Origin of the sequence: Clostridium sp. Marseille-Q5894 (assembly GCF_946902305.1) — a bacterium.
Taxonomy (GTDB): Bacteria; Bacillota_I; Bacilli_A; order Erysipelotrichales; family Coprobacillaceae; genus Thomasclavelia.
Genome location: NZ_CAMPPT010000004.1, coordinates 227,002 through 240,845 on the forward strand (window position 1 = coordinate 227,002; position 13,844 = coordinate 240,845).

Genomic DNA, 13,844 nt, shown 5'->3' on the forward strand with positions numbered 1-13,844 from the left:
AAGCTGATCAAATTAGCTTGATTAATACATAGAAAAAGCATGAATTTAAATTTCATGCTTTTTCTTATTGCACTTTTTTATTTATGTGCTCTTCTTTTTTTGTTTGCTGCTAATACTACTGTTGCTAATGCTAATCCTGCTACTGAGTATCCTAAGCTTGCACTATCTCCCGTCTTGATACTTGCTGTTGTATCTCCTGCTTTTACTACTGTGTTTGTTACACCTTCATTTACTGATGCACTTAGTACTTCAGCTTCTACTAATCCTTCGATTGCACTGCTTAATGCCTCTGCTGCGGCATTTACTTCTTCTTGTGTTGCATTAGCATTTGCCATTGCTGTATTTGCATTTTCTAATGCTAAGCTTACTGCTGCCCATGATTCTGGACTATAGCTTGCTGCATTTAATCCGTTTACTTTATTAATCAAGTCATTTAATACATCTTTATTTGGTATTAATCTTAAGCTTAAATATGCTCTTGCTAGGCTGTTATATGCTTCATCTACTTCTTCTTGGAAGGCATTTTCATCTGCTAAGACATTATTTGCTGTTTCTAATGCTGCTGCAAATACTTTCCATGTTGCTTCTGTATACAATGCTTCATCTTTTCCGTTTACCATATTTACTAGTGAACGTAATGCTGCTTTATCTCCTTTGATAAAGTCTAACATTTGAATTGCTGTTGCTAATCGATCAAATGATGCATCTACTGCTTCTTGACTAGCTGTAGCATCTGCTAATAATACTTTTGCTTCTTCTAATGCTGCATTGAATTCATTTGCTACTGCTGGTACTACTTTTGCTAATTCTTCTTCACTTACATTGTTTGCTACTTCTACTGCAATTGATAATGCTGTTTTATCAACAGTCTTAGGAATCAGTGCCTTAATAGCATCATTTAGTGCAGCTACTGCTTCATCAATTTCTGATTGTGTACTTGCTGTTTCTAACAATATATTAGCATTAGCTAAAATTGTTATGAAATCAGCTTTTTCAACACCATCTTGGTAATAATTCAAATTAATTGTTTTTGCTGCTTCAATCGTTTCAATTAAAAGTGCTTTATTTATTTCCTCATTAATACCAACTATTCGTATTTCGGCTGCACTTCCAAACTCTCCTGAAGTCTCTATCGGAACAATTCTTACATTTGTTGCTTTTACTTTATCAAAAACAGCTACTTTCCAATCATTTGATTTATCCCACTCTCCTTGTAGAACTTTTTCATAAGTCTCTCCATCATCATTACTAATGTAGATCTCATATTTTAAGAATTTTCCATTGTCACCACTTTGTCGCGGTAAATAACGTACTCCACATACTGTTTCTTCATTAGCTAGTTGAATATCGATCCAGCGATCTTTTATATCAACTATTCCGCCACTATAATTTGTATGCCAAATACTACTTATATTATTATCTAACACATTCGCTGCTGGCCCTTCACTTCCACTTGTCGAATGCTGACTTTTAGCAATTGCTTTTTGTCCTTCTGTTGAAAGTATCTTACAATTACCCATACTTGTTACTTTAACTGTATAAGTTGTAGAATTAGCTTGCATTTCTGATTTCACAACAATTTTAACGTTTTTCTCCATCAATGCACTATCTAATTTTACTATATAAGTATCCCCATTTTCTACTTTATTACCATCAACATATACTATAGCTTTTGAACTAGATGATACTGGTTTAATGCCAATTTGTCCAGCTTGTGCTCCAATATCCACAGAATAATCATAGACTGTCTTATCAAATTCTTTATCTAATTTGCCACTAGTTACCTCTAAATCTTTCAAACTGCTATCTTTATCAAGAGTACTTGTATCAACTGCATTTTCTTCAGTTACGATCCAGACTGGATTACCAGCTAAAACCTTTTCTTCTATAGTACCATTATAAAAATTAACAGTTACCTTTTTATCATTTAAAAGTTTTACACTTACGTTTGAAACCACATCTTCAAAAGGAGTGATAGTAATTAAATCATCTGTTACATCAACTACTGCATTATAAGCTTCAAAAGTTCCGTCTGCTTTTTCTACAACATATGCTTTTGTTAAAGCTACTTCACCCATTGCTTTAAACACTTCATGGACATCGTTATCGCAGGCAGCTCCTTGAACAACGCTTCCTCCCATAGCTGTGTAACCTGGTACCCATGTATTTTTTGGTGCTCTCCACCAATAACTGATCATTGGTACATATTCTTCGCCAATTGTTTTTCTAACATGTTTTCCTACGATCTTATCATCGATAGATGCTTCTTCATCTTTTACAAAGAAGTTTGTATCTCTTTGAGGGTCAGCAATAAATGCCCAGTTCAATATTCCATCATAACCCATCAACTGTGCACATGACCCCATGGCATTCATACCCCGTTCTAAATATTCTACATTCCCAGTTAATTCATAAAGGTTAAACAAGCCATATATACTCCATGCACTCCAGCCATGAGGTGAGTTCATCATATTTGGTGCTGTAGATGTTAATCCCATTTCCACATCATATTGCGCTTCCCAAAATCTTAATGTTCCACCATTCATTCTTGAGTCTGGAATAATACTTTGTTGATGTGATGTATGACGCTCCATATATTTTTCTGCTGCTTCAGCATATTTTTGTCTCTCTTTACTACCAGCTGGGAACATAAGAGCAAATTCACTTAGTTGTGTAATAGAACATGAATTAGCACCATCTTCAAAAGTCGCTTGTCCTTCAGTATCAAAATTACCATCTACCCGCACTAACTTATCCATTGCCTTTGTAAGAGAAGCCATATGTAAATCATAACGTTCTCTATAATATTCTCTATCACTTTCACTAAGAGTATTATCTTCCATTAAATCTTTTTCAACATAAACTAATTCCATAATTGATTTAGCCGGATAAATAACTGAGGTATAATCAGTGCTGCCATTATAATAACCACCATCTGCTTTTTGTTTTGTCATCAAAAAATCTGCCAATACTTCAGCTTTTTTCAATGATTCGATATTTCCAGAACTTTGATATTGATCTACAAATATCCCCAATGTTGTCGAATGATTTTGAATTCGATCTTGCCATGAAGTTGGTAAACCAGTATCAACATCATACATTAAAGGATATATTTCTTCAAATTTTTCATCAATCTGATCGTCCCATAATGCATCTGGAAAATATTTTTTAGCTATATAAGCTGAATATAGTCCATAATAAGATTCACCGTGTGAAGTACCTTTTTGCGGTGCTTCTACAGCCGCTTCTCTTGCTTTTTTTATATACCATGACCAATCTTTACGAATGCTCAGATTCATTTCAGCTATATAACCCTCAGCATTTTCAGCTGTTATTTTATAAACACCTTCTAACTTATCAGCAGCTTCAAAAACAGCTTTATAATTACCATCAGATTCCTTTTCAATATCTAATTTTGAAATATTGCCTTCTGGATCTTCTATCGTCAGTTTATTATCTTTAATTGCTGATTTTGATAAAATCGTAATTTGACTTTGTTCTCCTTGAGCTAATGTATACCGATCAGCATCAAACATTGGTAAATCAGTGTTTTTGGCTATTACTTCTTTTACATCCTCAATTGCATTTAATGTTATTACAGGCTTTAAATAAATATTCCATGTTTTCTCTTCACCAGGTGCTAATTTATCTAAACCTTGAGGATGTCTTTCAGGAAGCTTACCAGATTGAAGAACATCTAAAGATGCCGAATAAATACGATGAGCACCACTTTGATAATCCAAAGTATAAGAAGCAACAGGACTATCAGTTGCAATTGTCATCAATCTACCTGATGGCGTTGATAAATATCCCCAGGCATGTGTTTTTTCACATCTTATCAAAGTAGGGAATAATTGATCGTTATAATCTGGATATTTTTCAAGATACGTATTAAATCCTAGTTGAATACTTGCCTGATCTATTTTAGATTCTTCATCTAAATTGTTTTTTATTGCAGCACTAACTACCATCTGATCAAGTTCATTTACACTATAACCTATTGTAAACGTTAGATTCTTCCCATTATTTTTATAAGTCCCAGTGTAAATCTTATTTCCCTGATCATCTTCATCAACAGACGAAAGAATAACTTTTTCGCCATTAAGTGTCCATACAAAACCGCTATACTGATCTTGACGAACTGGAATATTATACATTTCATCAGCAATTTTAGTTTTTAATTCAGAAATCTCACCTCCACTATGATTAATTATCCAATTATCTGTTTTAATTGTCTCATCTATGTTTACTGGTGCTTCATTAGATACTGTTATTGCACTAACATTCATATTTGCCCAAGTAGAGTCATATCCTTTTGTAACAATAGCCCGTATCTTTACTTCATCGTTTACTTGAGATGTTCTATATTGAATTCTAGCTACTTGATAATTAGTTGTATCAGGTATAGTACTAGAGCTTCCAAAAGAACTACTATATTGTATAGTATCATTTACCAAAACTTCTAATTTTACATCAGCAGCCCATGCTCCAGCGTAAAAATTAATATATTTCATTTCTTTACTTCCAGGAAGTTTAAATTCTATTCCACTTCCTTCACCTTGAAACACATAAGCTTTATGACCATTATTTTCTTCTACAGGACTTATCCCATCATTATATGAGAAAGCTGTTTTTGTTTTTTCGCTAATTGGTGTTCCTTGAGCTTTCCCAATCAAAGTAACATCACTTATTAAATGAGTTTCTACATCTTTACGATTATACTCACTTAATACAGGATCATTAAGATATAACCAATCAACACTTCCTTCTTCACTAAGATTTACTGCTGAAGGTGCAGTTTTCATTATGCCACCAATAATACTACCATCATCTTCTATGCGACGAGTTCCCAATGTAATACCGCCAATGTTCATATTACCCCAGTTATTATCGTATGTATGATTTACTTTTATAATAACTTTTACTGTATCATCAACACTGTCAGTATGATAATCAATTTTCAGAGTTTGATATTTAGCAGGACTTCCTGCTGTAGTATCATTACTTCCAAAGATTTCTGCATAAGCTTCTTCACCATTGATTTCTACAGTGACTTTAATATCCGCCGCCCATGCTCCTGTATAAATATCTAAACATCTATTTTCAACACTTCCTGGGACTTTAAAAGAAAAACCATTATTTGCTCCTGTAAATACCAGCCCTTTTTTATTTACTTCAGGAGACATTAAATTAGACATTCCATCACTATAAACAAAATTTGTCTCTACATTAGTAGTAACATAATCGCAATTACCAATTAAAGTCATTTCTGTAATTCCTGCATCTAATACATTTTTGCGATTAAAACTGCCAAATTGTGCTGAATCCATATGAATCCAATCAATATCTCCCTGCTTTGATAAATTCACATATTCCGGTGCTTTTATCAATTCACCTTGCACTAATCCTTCACTTAAAGAAGATCCATAATTCTGTTCTTTATCTGATAAAGCGATTCCCTGAATACTTTGGTTACCATATGTAGTATCAAATACTTCTATTGTCTTGATCACTACTTTTACTTCATCAGATTCATTATCTGTATAATAAGAAAATTGCGTCAAATAACTTTCAGCACCACTCGTTGTCGCTGTTTTACCATGAATATTAGAATATTGTATTTTATCATTGATATAAACAGTCAATTCGACTTGTGATGCCCATGATCCAGTAAATACCGATACATATCTTTTTTCAAGACTGGCTGGCAAAATAAAAGATGTCATTCCTCCTAGACCATTGATAACCTGTCCTTTATGATTATCACTTGGCGAACCGGAATAAACAAAATTTGTATCCGTATCATTCATAATTTGAGCAAGATTACCTTCTAATTTAACATCTCTAATCTGATTTATAGCTGATCCTGCCCATTGAGATTGTGTTTTTACATTACAATGAATCCAGCCAAGATTTCCATTTTCTTCTAAATCAGCAGTAGCTGGAGCTCGTTTTATTGTTCCCTCCACATAATCAGATTGCTCAAAATCTGTTTTTCCAACTGCTGCAACTGGTAATTTAAAAGTCTGTAATCCAGTAATTGTCATTACCATTACTAATAAACAAACTCCTATTTTTTTCCAAATCTTTCTTCCCATAAATATCCTCCTTTTATTCGCATTAATTTTATCGTATTTTCCCTGATTTATTGCTTTTTATCTGTTCTTTTCCCTCCTTTATGCAAACACATCATCTTTAATCATGATATCATTTGTAAGCGCTTACGTCAATTTTTAAAAAAATAACAAATAATGTTCATCATTATTTGTTATTTATAAACTTTTAAAAACAATTAAGCACCTTTCTTCGTTTTAAATAATTTTTTAAAATCAAAGAATGCTACTAAAACACCTAATGCAATCAATAAAATTGCAAAGATCAATTGTAATCCTGATGTCAAGAAATCAAGTGTTCCTGTAGTCATCCATGTATTAACAATATTGTATACTGAAATACCTAATGAACTCAATGTAACAACTAACATTATACACATTGGAATGTATAACATAAATCCTTTACGACCAGTAACCTTTAAAAATACTGATAACGAAATTAATACCATTGCTGCTAATAATTGGTTTGCAGAACCAAATAATGGCCAAATATTATTGTAGCCACCAAGTGATAATAAATAGCCACAGAAAAGTGTTAAAATCGTAGCAAAATACTTATTTGTAAGTAACTTATTTATACTTGAAGCTTCTTGTGAATTAGAAACTTCAAATAATTCTTGAAATGACAAACGTCCAATTCTTGCAACCGCATCTAATGATGTAAGTGCTAAAGCTGATACAAACATTGTCATAATACAAATACCCCATTCTTGAGGTAACCCAAGTTTTGAAACAAAAGCTGTGACCCCTACTGAAAATTTAGTAAAAGGTGTTGCTCCTTCAGCAGTAACCAACGAAGCTAATTGATCTGTTAATACCCCATCACTTACTAATTGAGTCAAAGATCCAACAACCACTACTACCAAAATAGCAAGTAATGATTCTAATAACATTGAACCATAACCTACTTGTAACATATCTTTTTCATTCTTTATTTGTTTACTGCTTGTTTCAGATGATACTAATGAGTGAAAACCAGACACTGCTCCACATGCTATTGTAATAAATAATGTTGGAAATAAATAACTGCCTGATTCACTCTTAAATCCTGTAAATGCAGGAAGTGAAATAGTTGGATTATAAAAAATAACACCAATTACTGCAGCAGCAATCATCCCTACAAATAAAAATGTAGTTAAATAATCTCGTGGTTGTTTTAATAACCACATTGGTGTAACTGATGCAAAGAAAATATAAATAAAGACAATATAGATCCAAGTATTTTTGCTTAAATAAATTGGACATACGATTCCACCAATCAACATTAAAATAATCAATCCAATTCCAATCAATGCTTGTACTTTACCACTTACATGATATTTCTTTAAAAAGAATCCAAAAACAATTGCCACAACGATATATAACATTGAAATTGATGCAGCTGCTGCATTAGGTTGTAATTTTGATCCATCAACTGCTGAAAAACCATTAAATGTTCCTGCTACCATATCTGCAAAAGCAGCGATAACTAATAATGTAAATAACCAGCAAAACAAAAAGAATAATTTCTTACCTGTTTTTCCAATATATTCTTCAATTATTCCACCCATTGACTTTCCATTAGACTTAACAGATGCATATAATGCTCCAAAATCCTGAACAGCACCAAAGAAAATTCCCCCAACAAGAATCCATAATACTGTTGGTACCCAACCAAACATTAATGCCATGACTGGTCCTGTTACAGGTCCCGCTCCAGCAATCGATGAAAATTGATGGGCAAATACTTCCCACTTACTACTAGGGACAAAGTCTACTCCATCATCATTTTTTACAGCTGGTGTTTTTGCTTTAGAATCTACACCCCAGGTTTTTTCAAGATAACGTCCATATCCAAAATAGGCTACTAACAGCGCTATCATAGAAATTATTAATAATAGTAATCCATTCATCAATATTCCCCCTTCATACTATTTTATAACATTTACTAGAATACGCTCATAATTTTTGTTTGTCAACATAATAATTTATTACTAAAATAAATTATTTTTGAACTTAAAAAGTGATAAAATAGACATCTTATCACTTTCCTAAATTAAACTGACTATTATATAAATTATAATAATATCCTTTTTTTCTTAATAACTCTTGATGTGTTCCTTGTTCTAAGATTCTTCCTTTATCCATAACTAAAATAATATCTGCATTTTTAATCGTTGATAAACGATGCGCAACAATAAAAGTTGTTCGTCCTTCCATCATAGTATCAAAAGCTTCCTGAATCTGTAATTCAGTTCTAGTATCAATCGAACTCGTAGCCTCATCAAGTATTAACATCGGTGGTTTTGTCAACATGATTCGAGCAATGCAAATTAATTGCTTTTGCCCTTGAGAAAGATTGCCCCCATTTTCATCAATTAATGTATCATAACCATCTGGTAAATTCATGATAAACTTATGCACTCGAGCCTTTTTAGCGGCAGCAATAATTTCATCATCAGTAGCATCATTTTTACCATAAGTTATGTTTGCTTTTATACTTCCTTTAAAAATCCATGATTCCTGTAATACCATCCCATATAATCTTCGAAAATAGTCTCTTTCCATATCTATCGTATTTATACCATCAATACTAATTGAACCACTATTTAAATCATAAAAGCGCATTAATAAATTTATCAATGTTGTCTTACCACAGCCTGTCTTTCCTACAATAGCAATCGTTTGTCCCGGTTTAGCTTCTAGATTTAGATTTTCAATCAATGTTACATTTGGGTCATAGCTAAAAGAGACATTTTTTAAAGTCACATTACCTTGAACACTATTTATTACTTGAGGATCAGTTACAGGAGTTTCTATTGCCTCATCCAACAAACTAAATACTCTTTGACTAGCGGCCAAAGCTGTTTGCATCTCTGTCATAACTGAAGAAATCTCATTAAATGGTTTAGTGTATTGGTTAGCATACGTTAAAAAACTTGATAATAAACCAACACTAAAATGACCATTTAAAACACTTATTGCCCCAAACACCCCAACTGCTCCATATACTAGACTATTTACGAAACGTGTCGTTGGGTTGATCAATGCCCCATAAAACTGTGACTTAACACCACTAATATGCATCCGCTGATTTATTTCTTTAAATCTTTCTTCATTTGTTTTCTCGTAATTAAAAGCTTTGATAATTCGCTGATTCCCTATCATTTCTTCAATATAACCATTCATTTCACCCCGAAGTTCTAATTGTTCTTTAAAATATATGTGTGTCCTTTTTACAATTAATGAAGCTACTAATAATGACAATGGGGTTAAAATAATCACGACAGCAGCAATCGATATATTAATCAAACACATGATTATGATTGTACCAATAATCGTCGCAATACCAGTAAATAAACTAGTAAAACTTTGTAACAGTCCGGTTCCAATTAAATCAATATCATTGATTACTCGCCCCATAATATCACCGTGAGGATGACTGTCAATATATTTTAAGGGCAACAAGTGAATTTTTTCAAATACACGATCTCGAAGATCATTTGTGATACTATATGTGATCTTATTTGTCAACTGCCCTAAAATCCATTGCACTAAAGCTCCAGCTACGATTACAAGTACAATAATCATTAATTGCTTTAATAAAGCATTAAAATCCACCTGATTTATTCCTATTAATAAATCGATTGCCCACCCTAATAACACGGGTGTAATCAATGATAAACAGACACTTAAAAATGATAAAACAAGAATCCCTATCAAAATCAAACGGTATGGTTGGCAATATGTTAATAATCTTTTAATTGTTTTTTTATCCACGATTACCACCATCCCTACTATGCTGCGAATCATAAATTTCTTGATATATTTTACAATTTTGCAATAATTTTTCATGATTGTCGAAACCAACCAATTCTCCGTGATATAAAACAATTATTTTATCAGCCTGTTCTACTGAGGCGGTTCGTTGCGAAATAATTATTTTTGTCATATCCAATTTTTTTAACTCTTGTCGCAATTTAAAATCAGTAGCATAATCAAGAGCACTTGAGCTATCATCTAAAATTAAAATTTGCGGATTTTTGACTAAGGCTCGAGCGATAGTCAATCGCTGCTTTTGTCCTCCCGAGAGATTTTTTCCCCCTTGTTCAATCATTGTATCTAAACCATCAATTTTATCTTCAATCATCTCTTTACCCTGAGCAATCGTTAAAGCACGAACCAATTCATCATCCGTTGCTTCATGATTTCCTAAACGAAGATTATCTCTTATCGTTCCAGAAATCAAGGCAGCGTATTGTGGCACAAAACCGATAAAACCACGTAACGCTTGAAGGTCATAGTCTTTTATCGATCTTCCATTAAGTAAAATTTCTCCCTTAGAAGGATCATAAAAACGTGCCATTAAATTCACCAATGAACTTTTACCAGCTCCTGTTCCGCCAATAATCCCAATTGTTTCTCCAGCTTTAATGGTAAAGTTCAAATTATCTAAAACATTCTTTTTATCATAAGCAAAACTGACATCTTTAAACTCAATACAATTATCATTCTTTATCCAGTTTTTTTCTTGACCGTCACTGCTAACTTCTGGTTTAGTTTCAAGAACTTCAAAAATTCTAGTATAGCTCGCTCCAGCTTTATTATAAATTGATAATACGTTTGCAAAAACGATCAACGCTAATAATATTGAATTCATATAATTTACCAGTGCAATAATTTCACCTTGTGATAGATCACCAATGTTTACTTCAACACCACCAAAGTATACTATTAATACAATTGCAATATTAACAATCAAATATGTAAAAGGATTTAATAAAGCCTGAATCCTTCCTACTTTTACTTGAATGTCTTTTTGATTCTTAGTCTCATAATTAAATTTATGAATTTCTTTATTTTGACAGGTAAATGCACGAATAACTCTAATTCCATCTAGATTTTCTCTAACTATTAAGCTTATTTGATCTAATTTTTGTTGGACACGGTTAAAATAAGGCATTGAAATTATAGTTATCATCAACATTACTAACGCTAAAATAACTGCTCCTACAATAAAAATAGAGGCTAATGGTCCGCTAATTAAAAAAGCTAAAACTAATGAACCAAACATAATAAATGGCGCACGTGACGTTAATCTTATTGTCATTGCTATCGCTAACTGTATCTGGACGACATCATTGACTAAACGAGTTACTAAAGTTGGCGCATTTAATTTATCAAGATTATGATGATCATAACAATTTATCTGATGATACATATCTTCACGTAATTTAGTTCCCACACTTTGAGATGTGACTGATGCATAATATTGACATACTAATGCAAATAAATAACCAGCCACTGCCAATCCTACTAAGATTAGACCTCTTATTAAAATATAATTTTTATCATTATTTTTAATTCCGACATCAATGATATCTGCCATTACTAAAGGTACCATTAATTCTAGTGCTGCTTCGGCAATTTTAAAAACAAACCCGATAATAGCTGGAAGTCGATATTCTTTTACATATCTCATTAATTTCATTATCTAACCCCCTAATCTTGATTTATTATACCCTATCTCTTTATAAATACAAAAAGAATTATAATTTATCTAATATTAAATACAAATATAAATATAGCGTCCAAATTTTACATACTCAGTCTTTTTTCTAATACAGCCATCAATAATTAAAAAACCAGCTTGATTAATTTCCTGACTCATATCTTCGTAAGTTACAATAACCATCTTATCACAGATTTTTCGGGCAGATTGAATCAGTTTGCATTGTTCTTCATACGTGATCGGGGTATATAAGTTGTAAGGAATATCCATTATAGCTACATCATAATGTTTATCTAAATCATGTATGCTTACTTTATTTATCAAATATTCATCATACCCAAAATATTTTAAATTTTTTCTTGCCAGCCAAGATATTTCCCGAGAAATATCAAAACCTTCAATATCTAAGCCTAAAGCTAATCCCTCTAGAACTACGGTTCCCATGCCACAACATGGATCAACGATTCTCACCTGGTCTTGATTGCCAGCAGCAATATTAACTAACGTTCTCGCTAAACGAATATCTAGTGAATTTGAAAAAGTATTTGGCTTATCATCATGTTTTTTCCATGAGGGCACACCATGATGATAATAACCACATATCCAGTTGTTTGTTAATTTTGTAATTGCAATCGTATGATCAGGTTTGGACATATTGACACTACCTTCAATTGCCCATGAGATATCTTTACATTTTTGTAAACTTTCTTGATAATCAACATGTGTGATTTGATTTTTCAAATAAATCACTTTAAAATTTTGATATTCTTTATGTAAACTTTTTATTTGTTTAATAAGTTGATTAAAATCATCATTGATCTGCCAAATATCGATTTTAGCTTTCATAAAGACACTTTTATCAACACTATAGTTTAAATTACTCAAATAATATTTACTTTTGAACTTATCTTTAAATAAAGCTCTAAACTCTAGAGCACATAACTCTTTATCCTCAGGGGGATAATTAAAAACATATAAATACTTTTTCATATAACTCCTCTTATTTGTATCGATCCTTTAATTATGATATAGTAACAGTACTTGGAGGTCAACTATGCAATTTATTCATTCATTAAAAGAACGCTTTTCTAAAGAGCAGTTGATGATTATTGCCACCGCTCTTAGCTTATCTACTCCGTTCTATATTTGTGTTCCATTTTTATTACTTGAAACATTGTACTTATTGTACACTAAAAAAATCATTAGTGCTTTTAAAAGCACCCCAAAATCTAAGTATTTAGTTATTTTTATGTCTTTAACTCTGATTGTTTCTTTGTTTTATCAAAATTGGATCGGGGTGGGATGTGTTGTATTAATTTTTATTTTTGTTTCATTGATGCTTTATTATCGAAAATATATTAATGTTGAAGTATTTGAATTTATTTTGGATATGCTGATAGCTTTATCTATTTTATGGGCTATCTATGGTTTGTATGAACAAATGCAGATCTTACAGCGCCTTGGTTATGATCATTTTACATTAAAGGTTTTTAGTCGGCGTGAAAATCGACTTAATTCTGTTTTTTTCAATGCTAATTATTATGCTATGATGATTGAATTTATTATTATGATGATTGGTTATAAACTTTTTGGAACTAAAAACATAAAAAAACAAATATATTATTTTATTGTTGCGGGAATCAATTTTTTCTTATTATATATGACTGGTTGTCGAACCGCTTTTATTGCTACAGCAGTAGCTGTATTAGTATTTTTGATAATTAATAAGAATTATCGAATTTGTATGCTAATTGCTATTATTTGCATTATAGGTTGTATTTATTTTGCTATTAATCCGCAACAATTTCCAAGAGTTGAAAAATTAATTGATAATTTTACTGTAAGAAAAAAAATATGGCATGCTGCTATTGAAGGAATTAAAGCACATCCATTATTTGGTCAAGGACCAATGACTTATATGATGATTTTTGAAAAATATAATGGTCATGTTACTCAACATGCACATAGCGTTTATCTTGATCCTGTATTATCATTTGGGATCATTGGTATTGCTACCCTTGTTCCTTATATAGTTGATAATTGTAAAAGATTATTTGAAGTATATAAAAAAAGGCTTAATCTTCGCTATGTTGCTTTGGTAACCGCCTGCATTGTTGTTATTTTATTACATGGACTTTTAGATTATACAATCTTTTGGGTTCATACTGGCTTGTTATTTTTAATGATTGCTTCGTCATTTGACATGTTCAACCATAATTAAAAGAGATCGTAAGATCTCT

Annotated in this window: 6 protein-coding genes; 1 reads left to right on the top strand and 5 read right to left on the bottom strand. The window is 31.8% G+C overall.

From position 1 onward, the window contains the following. Positions 1–77: 77 nt before the first annotated feature. The 5 genes from OC535_RS08200 to OC535_RS08220 all read right to left on the bottom strand — a co-directional run bounded on the left by OC535_RS08200 (position 78) and on the right by OC535_RS08220 (position 12,594). The gene (locus OC535_RS08200) at positions 78–6,098 is read right to left on the bottom strand and encodes a discoidin domain-containing protein (RefSeq protein ID WP_498823555.1); all 6,021 of its coding nucleotides are present in this window, start codon (positions 6,096–6,098) and stop codon (positions 78–80) included. Between the two features lie 194 nt (positions 6,099–6,292). Next, the gene (locus OC535_RS08205) at positions 6,293–8,005 is read right to left on the bottom strand and encodes a carbon starvation CstA family protein (RefSeq protein ID WP_024722319.1); all 1,713 of its coding nucleotides are present in this window, start codon (positions 8,003–8,005) and stop codon (positions 6,293–6,295) included. A gap of 130 nt (positions 8,006–8,135) precedes the next feature. Then, positions 8,136–9,884 (bottom strand): ABC transporter ATP-binding protein, encoded by a 1,749-nt coding sequence (locus tag OC535_RS08210; RefSeq protein ID WP_498823587.1) that lies wholly within the window; start codon positions 9,882–9,884, stop codon positions 8,136–8,138. After that, positions 9,865–11,583: an ABC transporter ATP-binding protein gene (locus OC535_RS08215; RefSeq protein ID WP_024722317.1), complete on the bottom strand. Its 1,719-nt coding sequence runs from the start codon at positions 11,581–11,583 to the stop codon at positions 9,865–9,867. Before OC535_RS08215 ends, OC535_RS08210 begins: the two co-directional genes overlap by 20 nt. Positions 11,584–11,658: 75 nt before the next feature. After that, the gene (locus OC535_RS08220; RefSeq protein ID WP_024722316.1) at positions 11,659–12,594 is read right to left on the bottom strand and encodes a methyltransferase; all 936 of its coding nucleotides are present in this window, start codon (positions 12,592–12,594) and stop codon (positions 11,659–11,661) included. 64 nt (positions 12,595–12,658) lie between these two features. On the opposite strand from OC535_RS08220, the gene OC535_RS08225 reads away from it, so the two are divergent. Then, complete coding sequence (locus tag OC535_RS08225) at positions 12,659–13,825, top strand: O-antigen ligase family protein (protein WP_227052776.1); 1,167 nt, start codon at positions 12,659–12,661, stop codon at positions 13,823–13,825. Positions 13,826–13,844 lie beyond the last annotated feature (19 nt).